Source organism: Corallococcus sp. Z5C101001 (genome assembly GCF_007352635.1).
GTDB lineage: Bacteria > Myxococcota > Myxococcia > Myxococcales > Myxococcaceae > Corallococcus > Corallococcus silvisoli.
In genome coordinates this window covers 1-21,300 of record NZ_VKLU01000013.1, presented here as the reverse complement: position 1 = coordinate 21,300, position 21,300 = coordinate 1, and the positions used below count along the sequence as shown (strand labels likewise).

The window sequence follows — 21,300 nt, the reverse complement described above, 5'->3', positions numbered from 1 at the left end:
CGGCCGCGTCCGGAAGAAGCGCCGTGTGGCGCCCGCGTCGGCGGCCGCGCTGTCGCGGCGGCAGTTGGAGCGCAAGCTGGCGGTCAGCGTGGGCGCGGCGGCCCGGGCCGCGCGGCTGCGGGCCGGGTTGACGCAGGCGGACGTTGCGGACCGCGTCGGCATCGCGTCGGAGGTCTACGGCCGGCTGGAGCGCGGCAAGATGATGCCCAGCGTCCCCACGCTGTTCCGGCTGTGCCTGGCGTTGCAGCTGTCCGCGGACGCGTCGCTGGGGCTGGCCGTGGCCGCAGCGGCGGGCGCGGGGCTGTGGGAGGAGGACTCCACGGACAAGGATGACCTGCCGGAGATGCGCCGCCTGCTGCGCGCCGTGCGCCGGCTGCCGCGCCCCCAGCTCAAGCTGATGAGCCTGGTGGCCAGCGCCATCCTGCCCACGCGCCGGTAGGCCGCCCGGGCGCCCCGGCCTTTCAGGGGGGCGCGGAGGCGGGAGTCCGGGGCGTGTCCTGGCGGCGCTCCGTCACCCGCCACACCCAGCCGGAAGGGGTGGGGTCTCGGCGCGCGGTGTTCACGTCCACCGCGTACACGTCCAAGGTGTGCTCGCCGGGGGACAGGTCCTTGAGGCGCCACGGGGACTCGCAGGGGATGAAGAGGCTGCTGTCCAGCGAGCACCAGAACACGGGCTTCAGCGTCGTGGCGGTGAAGACGAAGGTGGCCTCCCGCGACGGCGTGGCGCCCGGCGGCCCCTCGTCGATGAACGTGTCCGGCCCTTCGCTCCCCGCCCGCGCCAGCGAGGGCGGGAACAGCAGCGGCATCAACACCATGCCCAGCAGCAGGGACGCGAACAGGCCATGGGGAAGGTAGCGCAGGGACGGCGGGGGAATCATGAGCGGGCTCGCGGAGCATGGAGGAACCCCGCGCGCACCCGGTCCACGGTGCTGGCGCAGGGCAGCGGCGTGGAGTGGCAAGGGCGTTCCATGGCGTCCGGGAAATGGGAAAGGGCGACTTCCTGGAAGGTGGGGATGGATCTGAAATGGGGCGCCCTGTCCCGGGGACGGGGAGGGGCATCCACGGCCCGACGGCACCGGGGAGGGGAGTGTCCGGCAGCGGAAAAGGCGCGCGGTCCGGGTGGCGTGCGGGCGGCGGTGTCGCCACGACGCCACGGGGGGGTGCTTGTCAGGGCGGACATCCCCTGGCCTCATGGATGCTGGCTGGGACCCGCCTTGGACGAACGCCACCGCCCATGACCGTCGCGACGAGGAGCACGACCTGGCGCCGTGCCGCGCTGGCGGTGGGGTGGGGGCTGGGGGTCCTGCTGGCGCCTCCGCTCCCCGCGCGCGCGCAGGCGCCGGAGGCCCGCGCGGTGGCCCCCGTCGGCGACGCGGGCCTGCCCGTCACCCCGGAGGAGCTCACCCCGGACTCCGCCCCCAGGGGGACGGACGCGCCGTGGACGCAGGGGGACCCCGCGTGGGACGGGGGCGTGGGCGGCACCGCCACCGAGGCGGACCTCCAGCGCACCGACGCGGGCTGGGCGGTGGAGGCCGGCGCATCCCCGGACGGCGGGCCCGCGACGGCCGCCTTCGCGCCGCCCGCGCTGGTGCGGGACTCGCCCGCGCCGTACCCGCCCCGGCTCGTGGGCGAGGGCGTGGCGGGCACGGTGAAGCTGGAGCTGCTGGTGGACGAGGCGGGCGAGGTGGACACCGCCACGCTGGTGGAGGGCGTGCACCCGCTGCTCGACGAGGCCGCGCTGCACGCGGCGCCCTCGCTGCGCTTCTCCCCGGCGCGGATGGAGGGCCGGCCCGTCGCGGTGCGCCTGTTCTTCGAGTACCGCTTCGAGGCGCCCGTCCCGGTGGCCACCGGCGCGGACGGGGGCACGCCCGCGCCCCAGGGGCCCATCACGCTCCAGGGGCTGGTGCGCGAGAAGGGCAACCGCAAGCCGCTCATCGGCGCCACGCTGGTGTCGGACGCGGCGCCGGACTCGCCGGTGCAGACGGATGAGCAGGGCCGCTTCGTGGCGCGCTTCCCCACGGGCGGCCAGGCGGTGCGGGTGTTCGCCCAGGGCCACAAGCCTGGCCTGTTCCGCGAGGCCTTGAAGGGCACCGAGTCGCTGGAGGTCGTCTACGGCCTGGAGCCGCTCGTGGTGAACCCCTACGAGACGGTGGTGCGGGGCGACCGGGAGCGCACGGAGGTCAGCCGCATCACGCTGCATGACGCGGAGCTGCGGGAGGTGCCCGGCACCATGGGCGACCCCTTCCGCGTGGTGATGCTGCTGCCGGGCGTGGGCAGCATGCTGTCCGGCGTGGCCTACCCGGTGGTGCGCGGCAGCCAGCCCGCGTCCACGGGCTACTTCCTGGACGGCATCCGCATCCCCATCCTCTTCCACCTGTTCCTGGGGCCCGCGGTCATCCACCCGGACTTCCTGGACGCCATCGACTTCTATCCGGGCTCCCCGCCGCCGCAGTACGGCCGGCTGATGGGCGGCGCCATCGACGGGCGCCTCACCCGGCCGCGCGACGACCGCGTGCACGGCAGCGCGTACGCGGACTTCATCAACGCGGGCTTCTTCGTCGAAACGCCTTTCAAGTCCACCGGCACCAACGTCAGCCTCGCGGGCCGCTATTCCTATACACCGTGGCTCATCGCGCTGGCGGCCAACCAGCTCCAGGACCCGGCGCCGCCCGGGCGCACCAATCCAAAGGTGGTGCTCGACTTCTGGGATTACCAGGGCCGCGTGGAGCAGGACGTGGGCCAGGGCAAGCTGCGGTTGTTTGCCTTTGGCTCGTCGGACACCTTCGGCTCCCAGGCGCAGGACGCGCTGGGGGACACCGCGCTCCAGTCCATCCTCTTCCACCGCGTGGACCTGCGCGGCCGGCATCCGCTGGGGAAGGGTGAATTCGAGGTCGGCGGCACGTGGGGCCTGGACCGCTTCTCCGTGGTGTCGCGCGGGCCGGACAGCGGGAACGAGATCCACATCGACCAGGGCACCTTCTCCGGGCGCGTGGGCTACAGCGTGCCATTGGATGCGCGGCTGCTCCTGCGCGCGGGCGCGGACGTGGACCACAAGCGCGCCATCGTGGACGTGCTCCGGGTGGAGAACGGCCAGGAGGTGCCGGAGGACTCCGTCCGCGTGCCGGTGGCGCTGGCCACCTTCGCCGGCGTGTACGCGGAGGGTGTGTGGACGCCCGATGACCGGTGGACGGTGGTGCCCGGGCTGCGCCTGGACAGCTACCACCTGTCCGGCGGGTTCGACCACAAGGTCATCGAGCCGCGCCTCACCGTGCGCCGCAGGCTCACCGACACCGTGACGCTCAAGGGCGGCGCCGGCATCTTCCACCAGCCACCCACCACCCTCATCAGCCTGCCGGTGGTGGACGTGGGCAGTCTGATGTTGGGCCTCCAGGAGGGCGTGCAGCTGTCCACGGGCGTGGAGTGGAAGGCCTTCGACAAGTGGGAGGTGGGGCTGGATGTCTATGTGAACCCCATGCTGCGCACCATCGAGCTCACGCCCTTCTCCGACGAGGGCCTGGGCGACGACCTGGGCACCGGCGGCGGCCCGGACACGCCGCCCACCCAACCAGGAGAAGACCCCACCGGCAGCGGCTTCCGCCGGGTGGGCGCGCGGCGGATCAACGTGGACACCCCGTCCGGCAACCGCGACGACTGGGACCTGCCGGACTTCCAGAGCCATGGGCTGGCGTATGGGTTGGAATTGCTCATCCGCTACCCGCTGGGGAACAACTGGTTCGGCTGGCTCTCCTACAGCCTCCAGCGCAGCACCCGGCGCACCACCTTCTACCGCTATGACTCCCTGGGGCGGGTCTCCTCCGAGGCCCAGGCCGACCTGCCCTTCGCCTTCGACCAGACACACATCCTGAACCTGGTGGTCAGCCACAAGTTCTCCAACAACGTCACCCTGGGGGGCGTGCTCCACTTCAACACCGGACGCCCCGAATACGGCAGCCTGGGAAGCCAGACGCACCGCGAGGGCACCGACACCGACGGCCGCCCCACCTGGGTGCAGGTGGACAGGGATCGCGTGGACCGCCTGCCCCCCTTCTTCCGCTTCGACGTGCGCGTGTCCAAGGCCTGGGCCTACGAGACCTTCAGCCTGGAGGCGTACCTGGACATGCTCAACGTCACCCTCAACACGGAGACCCTGGGCTTCGAATACCAGGGCGGCGGCTACAGCCGCCAACCCCTCTCCAAGAGCCCCGTGGGGCTGCCCATCGCCCTGCCCATCATTGGCATCAAGGGCAGGTACTGACCCCTCCCCCAGGGACAACCGGAGTGCTCAGCGCTGAGCAGTTTTTCGTGCTCCCTGCCCTGGGGGGCCGATCCACCCGGGGTCAATTGTGTCAGTATTCCTGGAGACGCGGGTTTTTCCAGCCTGCCCGCCACCGAGTTGAAAGGTGGGGGACAGGCCGAAGCGTCGGGGGGAGCACGATGATGGGTTTGTCTTGGGGCCCGGGCATGGCCCCCGCGTGGGAACTGCCCGCCGACAATGAGACTCCCTGCATCCTCCTCGAGCCATTGCACGGGGAGACGGGTGAGGTGCTCGACTTTCGCTGGACGTCCATGAACGTCCCCGCGGAGGGGTGGGTGCGTTCGCTGGAGTTGGGCCGTCACCTGTCCCTGTGGATGCGGGAGGGCACCGCGCTGTTCGACGTGGCGGCGTTCGCGCGGGTGCTGACGCGCGGCGTGCCGCACGTGGGGCTGTTGCCGGGGGACGCGGCGCGGCGGCAGGCGGTGGTGGTGCGCCACGGTGACGGGCTGGTGTTGTGGCTGCTCCCGCGCGACGAAGGCCAGGCGGCGGACGCGCAGCAGGCGGAGCGTGAGCGGGCGGCGCGGCACGAGGTGGAGCAGGCGCTGGCGCGGGCGGAGCAGACGGTGGGGGCGCTGCGCGAGGCGGAGGAGCGCTACCGGCTGGCGACGCGGGCCACGCACGACGTGCTGTGGGACTGGCACTTCGCCACGGACCGCGTGCGGTGGGACCCGGGCACGGGGGATGCGTTCGGTCACGCCACGTCCGTGCTGGAGCACAACCTGGGCTGGTGGGGCGAGCGGGTGCACGAGGACGACCGCTACCGGGTCGTGGACCAGCTGATGGAGTTCGTCGCGTCCACCGGCGACGTGTGGAACGAGGAGTACCGCTTCCAGCGCGCGGACGGCAGCTGGGCGCATGTGCTGGACCGGGGCGTGCTGGCGCGCGACGACGAGGGGCGGCCGGTGCGGATGATTGGCTCGATGATGGATGTCACCGAGCGCACCCGGCAGATGGAGACGATGGTGGAGGAGGCGCGCTTCCGCGAGCGCTTCATCGGCATCCTGGGCCATGACCTGCGCAACCCGCTCAACGCCATCGTGCTGTCGGCGCGGGCGCAGAAGCGCCGGGGGCCGCTGGAGTGCACCACCGAGCAGCACCGCCAGCACGCGCAGCGCATCGAGTCCTCCGCGACGCGCATGGGGAACATGATCGCGGACCTGCTGGATTTGACGCGCGCCCGGCTGGCCGGCGGCATTCCACTGCGCAAGGGCCCCACGGACCTGGGGGCGGTGTGCAAGCAGGTGGTGGACGAGCTCTCGGCCGCGTACCCGGACCGCGCCATCGCGGTGGACGTGGACGGCAAGGCGGAGGGTGAGTGGGACGCGGAGCGGCTGGCGCAGGTGTTGTCCAACCTGGTGGGCAACGCGCTGGAGCACGGCAGCGCGGAGGCGCCGGTGTTCCTGCGCTGCTTCGCGAAGGGAGACCATCAGGTGGTGGAGGTGCAGAACCCCGGCACGCCCATCCCGGAGGAGCTGCGCGAACGCCTGTTCGACCCGTTCCGCCAGGGCGAGGGTGAGCGCGAGCACGGGCGCCGCCGCAACGGCGGGCTGGGGCTGGGATTGTTCATCGTGAAGGAGATCGTCCAGTCGCACGGCGGGCTGGTGGAGGTGACGTCATCGGAGAAGGACGGCACGACGTTCACGGTGCTGCTGCCTCGTCCGCCGCGTCCGAAGGCGAAGGTGAAGTCAGGCAGGGGTCGCACTCGAACCGCCTGATCTTTTGGAAGGGGTGACCGTTCGCCGCCATGCGGTGAACGGGGGAGCGTCCGCCGCCACACGCCGCGCGTGTTGTGCGAACGACCGAAGGGGATGGGCCGCGGGGGCAGGAGACCTGCTCGTCTCGTTGGAGTGCGTTTACCGATTGATCAGGCCGTGCGGCTCGCGCGGCCACCCACGCGGAGGCAGTCCTCATGCACCTCATTCCCCCACGTATCTCCTTGTTTCGTTCTTCTTCCTGGGCGGCGCTGTGGCTCGCCGCGGCGCTGGTGGGTTGTGGCGCGCCAGCAACAGAGGAGGACGTCTCCCTGGGGCGGTCCGCGGAGGGGTTGGTCTCCACCAATGGCCTGTCGACGAATGGCCTGTCGACGAATGGCTTGTCGACGAATGGCCTGTCGACGAATGGCTTGTCGACGAATGGCCTGTCGACGAATGGCTTGTCGACGAATGGCTTCCAGACATGGTTCACGCAGGACCCCGCTTTGGCGGACATGGTGATGCGCTACGTGGTGCAGTGTTCGATGGCGGCGGGGGCCACGCTGTCGTACCAATCGCCGGCCGGCACGAACTACACGTGGCACGGGAGTCTGGGATTGGCGCCAGGGTGGGCAGGAGGGCAGCCCGCGACGCTGGCGGAGCAGCAGGTGGTGAGCGCCTGCCTGGCGGCGCACGCGAACAAGTACGGCGTGCACGTGAACATCTCCGTCCTGGGACGCGACGCGGTGGGCGGGGAGATGCCGTATTCGACGGACGAGCTGAACACCTACGCGGAGCGCGAGGCGTGTTTCTTTGGCAATCTCTTCACGGGCGAGGGCACGTTCGCGGCCAATGACGGCGCGTACCTGAGCTACGACGAGAGTACGGTGCGCACGTGCGGCCTGTCGTCCTGGAGTGAGACGACGACGTGCGCGCCGATGAAGCACGTGGGCGCGTGCCGGTACTACTGCACGCTGGACGCCACGCGGACGTACTACACGCGCTGCAAGTACAACGGCGTGAACTACCGCCCCATCACCACGCGCATGCTGCCCCAGGACATCTACCGCTGCGGCGACGGCGTGTGCCAGCTGACGGAGAAGTGCGGCACGGGCAACACGCCCGACAGCTGCGCGGCGGACTGCGGCGCCTGCAATTAGGGGCTGTCCCTGCGCTCCAGACCGGAGATCGACCTGGCGGGTCGCTTCCTCGACCCGCCCGGGCCCTCGGGCAGCTCGCGGTCGCCGACGAGCAGGACGGCCCATGCCCTAGAAGACGTAGCCCTTGGCTCCCACCAGGAGGGACTGGCTCAGCAGGGAGTGGAACTCGGTGCGGTTGCTGCCGTGGTTGATGACGCCCACCCCGAAGAGCGCCAGTCGGGGCAGCACGCTCCACTCGACATACGCGGACGCCTGTCCGCTCCCATCCACCAGGTTGAGGGAGTAGCGCAGCTGCCAGGTGGGCCCGCTGTCGGTCGGGTTGTTCTGCACCTGGAGGAACAGGTAGTGGCGCCCCTGAAGCGCCAGCCCGTTGCCGAGCGCGGCCCCCAACGTCTGGCCCGCGAGCGCCGAGTCAGGGGAATGGGAGGCCAGTGAATCCGAAGCGCTGGCGGCGATGTCGAAGTACCGCACGCCGTCCGCCCACCGGTAGCCTTCGTTGTTGGTCAGGTACTCCAGATAGACGGTGTGGCCCGAGTCCAGCGTGTAGCCTCCACCGACGAGCGCGGAATAGAACAGCCGCGGGTCTCCGGCATGTCGGGGCACGAACGCCCCTCCCACCGGGGTCGGCAGCGTCTCCGGGTACAGCGCGGACGTCCCCTGCCGCAGCCCGGCCTCCACATAGACGAGCAGCGCCTCGCTGACGGTGGCCTGTCCGAACGCTCCGAAACGCGGATGCTCGTCGGACCACCGCTTCGAGGCATTCACGCTCGCGACATAGACATCCGCGGTGAAGTCCACCTTCAGCAGCGACAGCGCCTGGAAGCCCTCGTCCTTCTCCCACTGCCAGTCGCCCCGCCCGTCGCCGAAGACGTGCATCAGCGTCAGGGACAGCTCCGGCGCGGGGGACCAGGCCACCTGGGCCACGTCCACTCCGAGCAACTCCCGGATGGGGTTGTTCCGCCCGTTCTCGAAGTAGATGGGGTTGCTGGGAGAGCGGAAGTTGGAGGGCCCCCAGGTGAGGAGGTCCCTGCCCACCGACACGGCGAGCTCCTGGTGCGGGTAGGCCGTCAGGGACCACTGGTTCACCCAGGCATCGAGCCGCGTCTCCGGCCCGTCGTCTTCAAAGCGCCGCCACTCGAAGCGGGCCCGCGGCTTCACGCTCAGCACCACCGCCTCCGTGGTGAGCTTCAAATCCAACCGGGGCTCCACCTCCGTCTGTCCCCCAGGAAGACGGGCGATGCGGTTCCCCGGGTTGAGGAGGCTGTCCTCCTGGAGTCCTCGCTCGGTGTCATGGGCGAGGACCTGGAGGCTGTAGGTGGTCTTCTCCTGAAGGGACTGGAAGCCGCCGGCTGCGGCCGGTGCCCCCCATCCCGCCAGCAAGGCCGCCAGCAGCGGCAGGCCCGACGTGGCGGTCTCCGCGATTCGCCGCGCTCGCATCGGCTCAGTTCCCCAGGCGGTTGACGTCGAACTCGGCGCGGGCCAGCTCCGTCACCTGCACGTCCGAGTACACCAGCGTCGTCTCGGCGGACGTGAGCGCGTCCTTGAGGGTCATCTTGCTCACGAAGGGGAACGTCTTCCCTTCGTGGGAGAGCTGATTGCCATACTCGAAGGTGGCGGACTTCAGCCGCTTGCCGGAGAGCGAGATGAAGTCCGCCTTCACCCCCACCATCCGTTCCTTGGAGACCCAGTAGGTGATGCGGTCATAGGTGCAGAACTTGTTGATGGCCGTCAGCTCCAACACATACGTGGCTTCGCCGAGCACCTCCTCCTCGCGCAGCAGCTTCCCCTGATAGTCGACGGCGTAGTGGGTGGAGGCGATGTCGCCCTGCGAGGCCTGCCCGGAGAGCTTCTGGCGGGGGGAGATGGGAATGGGCTTGCGGAGGCCCGGCCGGCTCATCCACATGTTCCGGTCCACCTGCAACAGCTTGGAGCCCTTGAACCGCACCGGCTCGCGGGTCTCCGCGAGGCTCGAGGTGGCGGTGGCCTTCAGCGTGAGCACCCGCTCGGGCTCCGCGTCCGAGCCGTTGACCGACACGATTCGGACCGTCCAGCGGATGCCAGGGAGGCCGCCTCCCCGCGCCCGGTCCGAGGCCTTGAGGATGTCCATGGCATCCGGCGTCGCCGCCCGAGCGGACCCCGCCGACAGCACCAGCCCGACGATGAGAAATAAGGTGTTCTTCATGATGGCCTCCCTCGTGCGCTCAGACATGGCCCAACGTGTCGATGATGGGCTTGCGGGAGGCCTTGCGCGCCGGGAAGAAGGCCGCGGTGACTCCCAGGACCGAGAGCATGAGGAACGCCCTCACCATCCGGGGCACGTCGAGGTCGACCATGAGCTTGACCACGTTGGAGGAGTTCGGAGGCGTATAGGTGATGCCCGCGCTGTTGATGACCAGGCGCACCAGCAACGTGAAGAGCACTCCCGCGGTGCAGCCAATCACCACCAGGACGAAGGCCTCCGTGGTGAAGAGCCGGAGGATGCCCGAGCCGCGCAGGCCCATCGACCGCAGGGTGCCGATCTCCCGCGTCCGCTCCACCACCGTCATGGTCATGGAGTTCACGATGCTCATGATGACCACGATGAAGACGTTGCTGAAGATGAAGGCGAAGATCATGTCGAACATCCGCTTCACCTGGGAGTAGAAGCTCGAAAGCTCCAGCCACGTCTTGATCTCCACGTCGAAGCCCGCTTGCTTGAGCCGGGCCGTGAGGTCCGTCCGGGCCTGCTCCGTGAGCTCCTTGTCGTTCAACAGGACGATGAGTCGCTCGGCGCCATCGAAGTCATACAGCGACTTCGCCAGGTCGAAGGGCAGGTACACGAACTTGTCATTGGTGCCGGCGTTGCCCGTGTTGAACGAATCCACGATGTCCACGTCCAGCGCGTTGGCCTGACCCGTCACGGTGCTGACCAGCAGGGAGGCCGAGTCCCCCGGTTTCAGGTCGAGGATCTTCCCGAGGTCCTCCGCCGTCGCCACGCCGATGGGGTTGTCCGCCTTGAGGTCCCCCGCGAGCTTGCGCTGGAAGTCCCCCTGGAGCTTCTTCACGTCCTCGGGCACCAGCCCCTCGCCGACGAAGATGGTGGACGCCGTGCCGTTGGACACGATGCCGCTGAGGGACATGCGGGGCGTGACGAGCACCGTGTGCGGGTATTGCTGGAGGATGGGCACCGCCCGCGCCAGGTCCTCCTTCGTGAACATGTATCGGGCCGGGTGGAGCCTGCCCTCGGTGCGCAGGCCGCTCTTCATCACGGTCAGGTGCCCCAGCAGCTCTCCCTGGATGGCCTGCCGGGCCAGCCCCGCATACACGTTGTGGATGTATCCCGCGAAGAGGCTGATGGAGGCGAAGCCGAACCCCACGGAGATGAGGGTGGCGAGGCTCCGACGGCGGTTCTTCAGGAGGTTTCGGAAGCCGATGGTGAAGTAGTTCATCGAAGACTCTCGTCCGTGCGGAGCAGGCCGTCCTTGAGCAGGAGCTTGCGGTCGACCAGCTCCAGCAGACGCGGGTCGTGGGTGGTGAAGATGAAGGTGACGCGCCGGGTGCGGTTGAGCTCGCGCATGAGCTCGACCACCATGACGCTGTTCTCGGAGTCCAGGTTGGCCGTGGGTTCATCCGCCACGACGATGGAGGGCGAGGTGACCAGCGCGCGGGCAATCGCCACGCGCTGGCGCTGGCCGCCGCTCATCTTGTCGGGGCGCGCGTGGAGCTGGCCCTCCAGCCCCACGTCCTTGAGCGCCTGGGTGGCCCGCTCGCGCGCCTTCGGGTCGGCCACGCCCTGGATTTGCAGCGGCACCATGACGTTCTCCAGCGCGCTGAGCACGGGGATGAGGTTGAAGCTCTGGAAGACGAAGCCAATCTTCCGGCTGCGCAGGTCCGCCAGCGCGTCGTCCGACAGGTGGCTGACGGGAAGACCCTCCAGCGTCACCTCCCCGGAGGAGGGCGCGTCCACCAGCCCCAGGATGTTCATCAGGCTGGACTTGCCGCTGCCGGAGGGGCCCCAGATGGCCACGAACTCGCCCCGGTGGATGCGCAGGGACACGCCCTTCAACGCCTGGACCTTCGTCTCTCCCAGCACGTAGTCCCGTTTGATGTCGCTCAAGGACAGGAGCACCTCCGCCCCCGCCGTGCTCGTCGCCATGCCCGCGGTGTCCGCGGCCTGATTCGAGTGGCTCATGTCAGTTCTTCCATCGGCTGGATGGCCCGGATCAACGCCGCGCCGGCGTTGCCTCCGAACGAATAGGAATGCGCCAGTGCCGCACGGACCGGCGGGTGTGCCTGGGGCTGTCGCACCAGGTTCAGCTCGAACTCCGGCTGGTCGGTGCCCGCCTGGACGGGCAACCCACCGCCCCGGACCGCGCCGACGCAGGCCAGCAGGTTGAACATGTCGCTGGCGGACTCCGCCTCGCCGGTGAGCGCCTTGAGGCTGCTGATGGGGATGGTGCTCGCCGCCGGGCCCAGCACCGTCCGGAGCGCGGCCACCTCCGCCCGGTCCAGCGACTGCGTGGAGTTGCTCGCGGCGGCGATATAGCCCACGTCCCCGGGGGATGAGGCCGCTTCCCGGAGCGCCTGCTCCATCGCGGAGGCGAGCCCCCGGCCCTCGGGGTGGTGGTGGGCGAAGGCATGCCCGTCATGCGCCACGCCCAGCCCCGCCAGCTCCGCGAGGACGGTGGCTCCTCGCGCCCTCGCGGACGCGAGCGTCTCGAGCACCACCACCCCGGCTCCTTCGCCCAGGATGTGGCCATCCCTCCGCGAGTCGAACGGGCGGCTCACGTTGGCGTCGCTCAGCATGCCGATGTCGTCCATGTCGTAGTGGGTGGCCTCGGTGAAGAGGTCGAACGTGCCCGCGATGATGGCGTCGGCCCTCCCGCTCCTCAGCGCGCGCGCCGCCAGGGCGAGCACCTGGAACCCGCACGCGTTTCCCGCGCTGATGGCGTAGTTGGTGCCGTGCCAGCCCCAGCGGATGCTGAGGGCGCTCGCCACCGCGTTCGTCACCGTCTCCTGGAACAGCAGCGGTTGGACGAAGCGGGGCTCGCTCGTGATGATGCGATGCCAGATGTCCTGGCTGACCTCGGTCATCGCCCGGTACGTGCCCAGGAACACGCCCACCCGCTCCGAGTCCCACGTGGACGGGCCATACCCCGCGCCCTGGAGCGCCTCCTCGGTGGCGAGCATCGTGAACTGCGTGGCCCGGGGCGCGCGCCGGAGGTTGTTGGAGCCTGTTAGCGCCGCGAGGCTCCCCTGGGGAACCCGCGCCCCCTGCTTGCACGCGCACCCGGACGCATCGAAGTCCTCGATGGGGCGGATGGCGCCGCGCCCCTCCGCGAGCGCGCTCAGCAGGGCCGGGGCACCCGCTCCGTAGGGCGACACCGCCCCCATGCCCGTGATGACAATCCGCGTCTGCCCTTCGTCCCCCGTCCTCCGCGTGGAGCCATTCATCGTCTGCCTCTCCGTTCCGTCTTCGAGCTCTCGAGACACCTCAGGCCTCCCAGCGCCGGAAGACCATGGCCGCGTTGTTTCCGCCGAAACCAAAGGCATTGGCGAGGACGGCCTCCACCCGCGCCGGCCGGCTGCGATGGGGTACATAGTCCAGGTCGCACTCGGGGTCGGGCGTCTCCAGATGCAGCGTGGGGGGCAGGAAGCCCTCGTTGAGCGCCACCACCGCCGCCGCGGCCTCCACGGCCCCGCTCGAACCCAGGCTGTGGCCAATCATCGCCTTGATGGAGCTGACGGGGACCTGGCACCGCTCGCCGAAGACCTGCTTGATGGCGCGGGTCTCGATGATGTCGTTGGCCGGCGTGCCCGTGCCGTGCGCCTTGATGTAGCCGATCTGCTCGGGCCGCATGCCGGCATCCGCCAGCGCGGCCCGCATGGCTCGCGCGGGACCGCGTCCCGTCTCGTCCGGGCGGGTCATGTGGTAGGCGTCCGTGGAGCCGCCATGGCCGGCGAGCTCCGCCAGGATGCGCGCCCCCCGTCGGGTCGCATGCGCTTCGCTCTCCAACACCCAGAACGAGGCGGACTCACCCAGCAGTGTCCCGTCGCGGTCCTTGCTGAAGGGCCGCAGCTTGTCGCTCGCCAGCGAGCGGAGGACTCCGAAGCCGGCCTGGGGCATCTCGCTGAGCGGGTCCACGCCTCCGGAGAACATCACCTCGGTCTGACCCGACCGGATCGCATCCACCGCGACGCCGAGCGCATGCAGGCCCGCGCTGCACGCGGTGGACATGACCAGACTGAGCCCTCCCAGCCCATGATGGCGGGCCACCTGGTCGCTCATGGCGCAGATGAAGCTGTCGAGCACCAGCGAGCGCCAGGGCTCGTCCTCGCGCGCACGGCCCTTGCGGTAGGGGTGATGGAGCGCGGCGTAGCCCTCCTTCGCCGCCGGCATTCCGCCCAGGTTGGTCCCGAGCACCACCCCGGCGCGCTCCCGCTCCGCGTCGGTCAACGTCAGTCCCGAGGCCGCGAGCCCCTGGGCCGCCGCCACGCGGATCATCTGGGTGCCCCGGCTGAGGTGGGGCAACTCCCCGGCGCTGAAGTGCGCCGAGAAGTCGATGTTCTTCAATTCCCCGGCTGACTGACAGCGATGCTTGCTGGCGTCGAAGCGGGTGACGGGGGCAATGCCATCCCTCCCCGCACGCAGGCCCTCCGTGAACTCCTTCAGGTTGTTTCCGATGGGCGTGAGAACGCCAATTCCCGTGACGACGACCCTGGTGCTCATCCTGTTCCTCTCGAATGTGATTGCGCGTCTCCGCGGAGCCGCTCCGGTCCCGTGCCGACGGCGCGCGCTACATCGTCAAACCGCCATTCACGAGCAGCACTTCTCCGACCACGTAGGCGCTCTCCGACGAGGCGAGGAAGAGCGTGGCCTGGGCGATGTCCTCCACCGCGCCGAGCCGGCGGATGGGCGTGGCCTGGATGAATCCCTCGCGGACTCCCGGGCGATTCATCAGCCCCGACACCATCTCCGTGTCCACGAAGCCGGGCGCCACGCAGTTGACCCGGATGCCCTGGGGGCCCAGCTCCCCCGCCAGCGTCTTGGTCAGGCCGATCAACGCGCCCTTGGTGGCCGCATAGGGCACCTGGCCCGCGCGTCCCCGAACCCCCGCGGTGGAGGACATGTTGATGATGGAGCCACGGCCCTGCTCCACCATGGGCCCGATGACCGCCTGACAGCAGGCGATGGCGCCATGGAGGTTGACGTCCACCGTCTCCCGCCAGGACGGCACGGGCATCATCATCAAGTGCCCATCCCGGCTGATGCCGGCGTTGTTCACCAGCACGTCGATGCGCCCGAAGCTGGAGAGGGCCGCCTCCCGAAGCCGCTCTGGGACATCGGGGCTCGCCACGGAGCCGGGCACCAGCACGCAGCGCCGTCCCGTCGCCTCGACCTCCGCGGCGGCCTGACGCGCGGCCTCCGCGTTGCTGCCGTAGTTGAGGACGACGTCCGCCCCCTCGGAGGCGAACGCGATGGCGATGGCCTTGCCGATGCCTCGCGAGGCGCCGGTGACGATGACCGCCTGTCCCTGGAATCGCTGTCTTGTCGTCTCGCTGTGACTCACCATGAACCTCCGGTCGCCGACAGGCGCTGTCCCGTCGTGAGATTCGCCGCGCTGGTGACGAGGAAGAGCGCCGCCTCGGCGATCTCCTTCGCGCTTCCTGGCCGCCCCAGGGGACCGAGCTCTCCGCCGAGGCGTTCGCGCTGCGCCGGGGGCAGCTGCTCGGCCTCCTCCGGTAGGAGGTGGACCGCCAGCGTGTTCACGGAGATGCCCTGGCGCGATACCTCGTTCGCCAGCGAGCGGGTCATGGCGGCGATCCCCTCGGCGGCCACCCTGTTCGCGCCTCCCGAGGCGACGTCCAGGAGGCTGAGAATCCTCCCCGCGCGTTTGCGCATCATCGGGCGGATGACCTCCTTGCAGAACCAGGCCGTGCCGCTGAGCTGCCGTTCGATGGTGAGTCGCCACTGGTCGGCGACCTGTTCACTCAACCGGCCCGGTGCGCGACCCAGGTAGGCATTGGCGAGCACGTCGACGCCTCCCAGCTCCGTGGCGACGCGGCGGACCGCCGCGCTCACCGCCTGGGCGTCCGACAGCTCGCAAGCCAGGGCCAGCCCGGCGCCGAGGTGGGTCGCGAGCCGCGCCGCCGCGTCCTCGTGCTCGGGCAGGAACACCAGGGCAACCTTCGCGCCCGCCCGGGCGTAGCGCCGTGCGATGGCATCGGCGATGGGTTGCCCGGCGCCTGTCACGAGCGCCACCTTCTGGTGGAGCAGGCCCTCGACGAATGGTGTGTGGATTTCCGCGCTAGTCATTGCGTCCAGCCCCTCCCTGAGAAAGCACCATGAATCCGCTGGCGACGGGCTCCGCGCCGAGCCAGGCCTTGACCTGGATCCGGGCGGTGGCCCGCCAGCGTTTGAGGACGGTCGCCTCCATCCGCAGCTCGCTGCCGGCCGGGATGGGGGCGTGAAAGGTCATGGCCTCGATGCCGCCGAGGTACCAGACCGAGGCCGCCGTGGCGTCGCTCCCGCGCAGGAGCATGATGGCCACCTGCCCCAAGGCATCCACCAGCAGCGCGGAGGGCAGGGCGGGAGGTGCGTCTCCAAAGCGCTCGAACAGCACCTCGTTGACGCTGACGAGCTTGCGCGCGCGGCCATGCCCTGGGGCGAGCTCCTCCACGGCATCGACCAGGAGCATGGGAAACCGGTGGGGCGTCCCCCCGAGGATGGGGGCCATGGGGTGGTCGCTCATGGGCGACTCCGACGCAGCACCACGGCCACGGCGCTGCCCTCCGCGCCCAGGGCGGTGACGAGCACCCACTCGGGGGTGAGTCGCCGCGCCGCGCCTGTCACGAGCCGGAGCTCGGATCCGGGACCCGGTCGAGGGCTCCCGGGAATGCCCGGGACCCAGCCGGTGTCCAGGGCGAGCGCGGCCAGCAGCACGGCCAGCGTGCCCGAGGCGCTGAATGTCTCGCCCAGGACCGCCTTGGGGCAGGTCACTGGCACCCGCGCCGCGTGCTCACCGAGCGCCTCGTGGAGCGCGCGGTACTCCCATGCGTCGAAGTCCCGCCGGCCATTCGCGCTGGAGAACACGGCGCCCAGCCGTTCGGGTTCAATCTCCGCCAGGGACAGCGCGTCCCTCACGGCGTGGGCCAGCGTCCGCGCCTGCGCTTGGGGCGGGCCTCCGCGCTGCCCGGTGCCGGCGACCTCCGCGTAGACGCGCGCCCCCCGCGCCCGGGCCCGCGACTGCTCCTCCAGCACGAGGGTGCACGCCGCCTCGCTGACCCGCATGCCATTGGATTCCTCGGCGTACGGACGCGTCATTCCCGGGGGGCCGAGCCATCCCTGGAGCGACAGCCCCTCCAGGAGCCTCGGGCTGACCGTGTCCGCGCTTCCCACGACCATCCGCTCGGCCCTGCCCTCGTCGATCTGCTGCCCGCCGAAGCGCAGCGCCTCCAGGCCCGCTGCCCAGCCAGAGCACAACGTCGCGGTGGGGCCGCGAAGGTCGTGCACCATGGAGAGATAGCCGGTGGCCGCGTTGGTGACCGTGTTCTGGAACACCACCGGATTGCCGTAGCGGGGACCCCGTTCGAGGATGCCCTCCAGGTACTCCTCGTTGGTGGGCAGGCAGCCATGGCCCGAGGCGAAGACGACGCCCGTCTGTCGTGGATCCCCAGGCGACGTCGCCAGTCTGGAGTCCTCGATGGCGAGGGTGGTGGCGGCGAGCGAGATGCGCCCGAGCCGGTCCATGTGCCGCAGCTGCGCGGGCTGGTTGTCGAATACCGCGTCCGGAATCCGCTCTGGGGCGACGGTGCCGACGGGCTCATGGCCGTCTCGCGGGAAGAGCTCCCACAGGGCCTCGTGACCCGCGGCCGCCGGGCACACCGCTCCGAGCCCACTGATGACGATGGTCCGGCTCATCGTCCCTCCCTCCCGGCTTCCGGGAGACGCCGGGCGATGAGGGCGACGTTCGCCCCACCGAAGGCGGACTTGGTGCTCATCAGAACGTCGATGTGGCGCTTGCGCCCCTCGCCCCGGACCACGTCGACGTCGCACTTCGCGTCCAATTCCTCGCAGTGGAGCGTGGGCGGGATGAAGTCGCGCTCCATGCCCAGCAACGAGCCGATGAGCTCCAGCGCGCCCGAGGCGCCCAGGGTGTGACCGAAGTAGGGCTTGAGGGAGTTGACCGGCAGCGACGCGGTCCGCGCGCCGAAGACCTGGCGCAGGGCATGACATTCCGCCGGGTCATTGGCCGGCGTCCCGGTGCCATGGAGGTTGACGAAGTCGATCTCCTCCGTCGTCAGTCCGGACTGGAGCAGGGCGCTGGCCATCGCCTGCTGGAGGCCGCGTCCCTCCGGGTGGGGACTGGTGGGGTGGTGCGCGTCGCCGGCCGTCCCCCAGCCGCACAGCTCCGCGTGGATCTTCGCGCCCCGCTGGCGCGCGTGCTCCAGCGCCTCGAGGACGAGGATCCCCGCGCCTTCTCCCAGGACCATCCCATTGCGGCGGTGGTCGAAGGGGCGGCACACCGTGGGCGTCATCGCCCGCAGCACGGAGAAGCCGCTGAAGCTGAGCTGGGTCAGCGCGTCCGCGCCCCCTGCCACCATCAGCGACGCCCGACCCCGGCGGATCTCATCCACGGCCCGCCCGATGGCGAGGCTGCTGGAGACGCAGGCCATCGTCACGGTGGACAGGACGCCGCCCAGCCCGAACCGGGTCGCGATGTTGCGGGCGATGGACGAGAAGGGGACCTCCGCGAAGAGCTTGCGTCGTGCCTCCGCATCCCCGGAGCGCATGAAGCGTTCGAGCGACAGCGCCGGCCCTCGGCTGGTGCCGATCATCACCCCCGTGTCCTCGCTCCAGCGTCCACCCGGCGCGAGGCCGCTGTCCTGGAGGGCCTGCTCGGCGGCATGGAGGGCCAGTCGTGACACCCGGTCCTCTGCGTCGAGGGGGGGGCCGGGCAGGTCGACCTCGCCGGCCGTCCGCGCCCGTCCCTCCGTCCCGAAGGCCGCCGTCTCCCGGATTCCGCTGCGCCGCTCCTCCAGGGCCCGCGCGAGCGCGCCTGTCGACAGCGCGTTGGCGGCGGTCACTCCCATCCCCGTGATGACGACCCGATGCGCGGTCATGGGGCCTCCACCAGTCCGTCGTGGCCCGGGATGATGTGGCGGTACTCGCTCAGCAGCTTCCTGCGCGTGTGGCTGTACAGCGCGGTGTCCTGGGCGAGCTGGAGCTCCCGCTCCGCGTCCTCCAGCAGCGTCTTGCGCGTGAAGAGCGCATCCCCGGCGATGAGGATCTTCCTCGGCGCCTCCTCGCTGTCGGTCCGGGCGCCATGGGCGACGATGGAGATGTGGCCGTGGGTATGGCCCGGCGTGGGCAATACCTCGACCTCCTCGGTGAGCCAATGACTGCCCTCGATGGGGACGAAGCGCGCGTCCCGCTCGAGGACCCGGTTGTAGAACTCGATGTTTCGAGACACCTCGCGCACGATGGAGCGGACGTAGAAGTCCTTCACCGTCTGGTAGTGCTCGCGCAGCAGGTCGGAGGTGGCTGTCTTTCCAGGCGTGGCATCCTGGTGGTAGGCCTCGATGAACCTCGCGTTCTCGATGAAGTCCTTGGCCCCCACGATGTAGCGGGCGTTGCGGAACAGCAGGTGGTTGCCGCAGTGGTCGTAGTGCAGATGCGTGGCGACGACGACGTCGACATCGTCCGGGGTCAACCCCCGTTCCTTGAGCGCGAGCACCAGCCGTCCCGCATCGTCGCTCAGGCCGCTGTCCACCAGGATGTTCCGCTTCTGTGATTGGAGGAGGGTGACCGTGGAGCGCAGCCGCGGGAACCCACTTCCCTGGATCAAGACATTCAAGAGCATGGAGGTGTATTCCCCGAGACTAGGAGCCGAGCATCAGCTCGCCGTCGGCGACGAGTTCTTCGCCCACGAGTGCTTCGACCTTCACTTGATGGATGGTGCCCAGGCTCTTCAGGTGCGTGGCCCGCACGCGGAGCTGGTCACCCGGGACCACCGGACGCCGGAAGCGCATCCGCTGGATGCTCGCCATCACCCCCGGGCGCGCCGGCTTCGAGCCTGCCTCCGGGGCGGGGAGGCTCCGCGCGCGCAGCATGACGCCCGCGACCTGGGCCATGGACTCGACGATCAGCACCCCCGGCATGATGGGGTGTTCGGGGAAGTGACCCTGGAAGAAGGGCTCGTTCGCCGTGACGCACTTGATGCCCTCGGCGAACTCGCCGGGCCTCAGGTCGTCGATCCGGTCGACCATGAGCATCGGATAGCGGTGCGGAAGGATTTGGAGGAGCTCCAGGACGCCCAGCCTGGAGGACTCCGTCGGCGTGTCACGCACTGGCGGCCTTCTTGCCGCCCTCGGCGAGCAACCGGCTGACCAGCGCCGCGAGCGTGTCGATGGAGTAGAACTCCTTGGACACGCTGTCGTCCGCGATGACGACGCCCCACTTCTCCTCGATGCCGACGACGATCTCCAACGCCTCGACGCTGTCGAGCGCCAGGCCCGCGAACTCGGCGGTGCCGCTTCCGAACAACGGCGCGCCGTCTGGGATGCTCGCGGGAGCGATGCTCAGCCGCAGGCGATCCACAATCATCGACTTCAATCCGGCCTTCAGTTCGTTGATGTCTACCTGCATCGACTGCTCCTTGCGTTGAAGAGTCAACGTATCGAGCACGTCTGACATCACCGTTGGCGATGCGATGTCGCGCCAGGACCTGTTCAGTCCATTTTTCTCAAGACGCGAGTATTTGCGCCCGCGCAGGTCTCCAGCGAGGTCGGGGATGACTGAGGAACCCACTCCAGGGACTGGAATGACCCGTAGGGTGTCCGCCTTGAACTCGGCGACCGTCGCGGTGTCTGGCGTGAAGCCCAGGGTGTCCGCCCCCGCGCCCGCGTTGGTCTCCGCGAAGGAGGGACTCAGCGCAGCGCAGCGCTGGCTCAATCAGGCGGAGGTGGAGATTTCCCTGCGCTCCCGTCAGTGATTGGGGACGCGGCGCATCTCCACGCGTGACACAAGCCTCGCCGCGAAACACAGGCATGGCGGAAGTGTGCCAACCGCCACCGGCTCCAGAGTCGAAGGCGTCTTCCTCGAAGGTCTCCAGCAGGTGGCCGCCGGGGCCGGGCGGGTCGAAGCGCGGGGTGCCGTTGGGGTGCTGGCGGGCGGGGTCCGCGGGGAGGGGCCGTCAGGACTTGCGGCCTCGCGGTGGCTTCGTGCCCCGCGTGCGCTCCGCATGGGCCTTGAAGCCGTCCAGCGGCTCCGCCCAGCAGGACTCCACCTCGTCCAGCCAGCCGCGCAGGGCGGAGAAGGGCTCCGGGCGCAGGCTGTAGACGCGCACGCGGGCGTCGTCCGCGTCGGCGTGCTCCTCCACCAGCCCCGTCTGACGGAGCACGCGCAGGTGGCGGGACATGGCCGGCGGGCTCATGCCGAACGCGGCGGCCAGCTCACCGGCGGGGTGGGGCCGCCGCCGCAGCCGGTCCACCACGCCCCGGCGCGTGGGGTCCGCGAGGGCGGCCAGGGTGCGGTCGAGCGCGGAGGGGGCGGGCATGGCCTGGGGCTACGCCGGACCGGCGACGCGCTGGGTGAACCACCAGCGGTGGCCTTCGGAGTCCGTGGCGCCATAGGTGCGGTTGGTGCCCCAGTCGTCGCCGTAGTTCTTGGTTTCGGGCTCCTGGATGATGACGGCGCCGGCCGCGCGCGCGTGGGCGCAGTGGGCGTCCACGTCGTCCACGTAGACCATCAGCGTCTGGGTGTTGAGGCCGCCGTGAGGACGGGGGCTGTGATGGGCGTCGTGCTGCCGGGCGGAGCTCACCATGATGACGCCGTCGCCGTAGATCAGCTCCGAGTGCTTCACGGTGTTGCCCGGGCCCTCCACCTTGAGCCGTGTCTGGAAGCCGAAGGCGCGCTCCAGCCAGTCGATGGCGGCGGAGGCGTCCTCGTAGAAGAGGCTGGAGGAGATGCGCGGCCAGCCCTTGGGCGTCTGCTTCATGGTGGTGGCTCCTGGGATGAGTCGTTAACGTCAGGGTGAATGATTGACCCTGACGTTAACGTTCTTCAACCGGGGCCGCTAGGCCGTGTCTGATGGATGTGGGAGCGCCGGTTGTTGTCTCCGCAAGGAGGCAAGGCGAGATGATGCGCTACGAG

Annotated in this window: 21 protein-coding genes; 4 read left to right on the top strand and 17 right to left on the bottom strand. The window is 69.9% G+C overall.

The window, feature by feature from the left end; genetic code table 11:
* Nucleotides 1-64 precede the first annotated feature (64 nt).
* Nucleotides 65-439: a helix-turn-helix transcriptional regulator gene (locus FOF48_RS27080; RefSeq protein ID WP_167497754.1), complete on the top strand. Its 375-nt coding sequence runs from the start codon at nt 65-67 to the stop codon at nt 437-439.
* A 22-nt stretch (nt 440-461) separates the two neighbouring features.
* Here FOF48_RS27080 and FOF48_RS27075 read toward each other — a convergent pair whose 3' ends face one another.
* Complete coding sequence (locus tag FOF48_RS27075; protein ID WP_143906104.1) at nt 462-878, bottom strand: hypothetical protein; 417 nt, start codon at nt 876-878, stop codon at nt 462-464.
* Nucleotides 879-1,234: 356 nt separating this feature from the next.
* On the opposite strand from FOF48_RS27075, the gene FOF48_RS27070 reads away from it, so the two are divergent.
* From FOF48_RS27070 to FOF48_RS27060, 3 genes are all read left to right on the top strand, one after another.
* A complete protein-coding gene (locus FOF48_RS27070) occupies nt 1,235-4,255 on the top strand; it encodes a TonB family protein (protein ID WP_255442732.1) in 3,021 nt (1,006 codons plus the stop codon).
* 206 nt (nt 4,256-4,461) lie between these two features.
* A complete protein-coding gene (locus tag FOF48_RS27065; protein ID WP_186002089.1) occupies nt 4,462-6,030 on the top strand; it encodes an ATP-binding protein in 1,569 nt (522 codons plus the stop codon).
* 194 nt (nt 6,031-6,224) lie between these two features.
* Nucleotides 6,225-7,166, top strand: coding sequence for a hypothetical protein (locus FOF48_RS27060; protein ID WP_143906102.1), 942 nt, complete (start codon nt 6,225-6,227; stop codon nt 7,164-7,166).
* Nucleotides 7,167-7,274: 108 nt separating this feature from the next.
* On the opposite strand, the gene FOF48_RS27055 is transcribed toward FOF48_RS27060, so the two are convergent.
* From FOF48_RS27055 to FOF48_RS26980, 16 genes are all read right to left on the bottom strand, one after another.
* Nucleotides 7,275-8,603 (bottom strand): hypothetical protein, encoded by a 1,329-nt coding sequence (locus FOF48_RS27055; RefSeq protein ID WP_235685569.1) that lies wholly within the window; start codon nt 8,601-8,603, stop codon nt 7,275-7,277.
* Between the two features lie 4 nt (nt 8,604-8,607).
* Nucleotides 8,608-9,348, bottom strand: a complete 741-nt coding sequence (locus tag FOF48_RS27050) for an outer membrane lipoprotein-sorting protein (protein WP_143906100.1) — start codon at nt 9,346-9,348, stop codon at nt 8,608-8,610.
* Between the two features lie 19 nt (nt 9,349-9,367).
* Nucleotides 9,368-10,594, bottom strand: a complete 1,227-nt coding sequence (locus FOF48_RS27045) for an ABC transporter permease (RefSeq protein WP_143906098.1) — start codon at nt 10,592-10,594, stop codon at nt 9,368-9,370.
* Nucleotides 10,591-11,337 (bottom strand): ABC transporter ATP-binding protein, encoded by a 747-nt coding sequence (locus FOF48_RS27040; protein WP_255442731.1) that lies wholly within the window; start codon nt 11,335-11,337, stop codon nt 10,591-10,593. Before FOF48_RS27040 ends, FOF48_RS27045 begins: the two co-directional genes overlap by 4 nt.
* Nucleotides 11,334-12,599: a beta-ketoacyl synthase gene (locus FOF48_RS27035; protein ID WP_143906097.1), complete on the bottom strand. Its 1,266-nt coding sequence runs from the start codon at nt 12,597-12,599 to the stop codon at nt 11,334-11,336. The genes FOF48_RS27040 and FOF48_RS27035 overlap by 4 nt, the downstream gene beginning before the upstream one ends.
* A gap of 40 nt (nt 12,600-12,639) precedes the next feature.
* A complete protein-coding gene (locus FOF48_RS27030) occupies nt 12,640-13,875 on the bottom strand; it encodes a beta-ketoacyl synthase (RefSeq protein WP_143906095.1) in 1,236 nt (411 codons plus the stop codon).
* Nucleotides 13,876-13,942: 67 nt separating this feature from the next.
* The gene (locus FOF48_RS27025) at nt 13,943-14,719 is read right to left on the bottom strand and encodes an SDR family NAD(P)-dependent oxidoreductase (RefSeq protein ID WP_143906093.1); all 777 of its coding nucleotides are present in this window, start codon (nt 14,717-14,719) and stop codon (nt 13,943-13,945) included.
* Nucleotides 14,713-15,462 carry an SDR family oxidoreductase gene (locus FOF48_RS27020; protein WP_143906091.1) on the bottom strand — a complete coding sequence of 250 codons (750 nt, stop codon included), beginning with the start codon at nt 15,460-15,462 and terminating at the stop codon, nt 14,713-14,715. The genes FOF48_RS27025 and FOF48_RS27020 overlap by 7 nt, the downstream gene beginning before the upstream one ends.
* Nucleotides 15,455-15,898 (bottom strand): 3-hydroxyacyl-ACP dehydratase FabZ family protein, encoded by a 444-nt coding sequence (locus tag FOF48_RS27015; RefSeq protein WP_143906089.1) that lies wholly within the window; start codon nt 15,896-15,898, stop codon nt 15,455-15,457. Before FOF48_RS27015 ends, FOF48_RS27020 begins: the two co-directional genes overlap by 8 nt.
* Nucleotides 15,895-17,067 carry a beta-ketoacyl synthase N-terminal-like domain-containing protein gene (locus FOF48_RS27010; protein ID WP_143906087.1) on the bottom strand — a complete coding sequence of 391 codons (1,173 nt, stop codon included), beginning with the start codon at nt 17,065-17,067 and terminating at the stop codon, nt 15,895-15,897. Before FOF48_RS27010 ends, FOF48_RS27015 begins: the two co-directional genes overlap by 4 nt.
* The gene (locus tag FOF48_RS27005) at nt 17,064-18,269 is read right to left on the bottom strand and encodes a beta-ketoacyl synthase (protein WP_143906085.1); all 1,206 of its coding nucleotides are present in this window, start codon (nt 18,267-18,269) and stop codon (nt 17,064-17,066) included. The genes FOF48_RS27010 and FOF48_RS27005 overlap by 4 nt, the downstream gene beginning before the upstream one ends.
* Nucleotides 18,266-19,009 carry an MBL fold metallo-hydrolase gene (locus FOF48_RS27000; RefSeq protein ID WP_143906083.1) on the bottom strand — a complete coding sequence of 248 codons (744 nt, stop codon included), beginning with the start codon at nt 19,007-19,009 and terminating at the stop codon, nt 18,266-18,268. The genes FOF48_RS27005 and FOF48_RS27000 overlap by 4 nt, the downstream gene beginning before the upstream one ends.
* 19 nt (nt 19,010-19,028) lie before the next feature.
* Nucleotides 19,029-19,496, bottom strand: a complete 468-nt coding sequence (fabZ, locus tag FOF48_RS26995) for a 3-hydroxyacyl-ACP dehydratase FabZ (RefSeq protein ID WP_143906081.1) — start codon at nt 19,494-19,496, stop codon at nt 19,029-19,031.
* Entirely contained in the window at nt 19,489-20,100 is a 612-nt protein-coding gene (locus tag FOF48_RS37270) for an acyl carrier protein (protein ID WP_255442728.1), read from the bottom strand. The genes fabZ and FOF48_RS37270 overlap by 8 nt, the downstream gene beginning before the upstream one ends.
* A gap of 241 nt (nt 20,101-20,341) precedes the next feature.
* A complete protein-coding gene (locus FOF48_RS26985) occupies nt 20,342-20,704 on the bottom strand; it encodes a helix-turn-helix transcriptional regulator (protein ID WP_143906079.1) in 363 nt (120 codons plus the stop codon).
* A 9-nt stretch (nt 20,705-20,713) separates the two neighbouring features.
* Complete coding sequence (locus tag FOF48_RS26980; protein ID WP_143906077.1) at nt 20,714-21,145, bottom strand: VOC family protein; 432 nt, start codon at nt 21,143-21,145, stop codon at nt 20,714-20,716.
* Between the last annotated feature and the right edge of the window lie 155 nt (nt 21,146-21,300).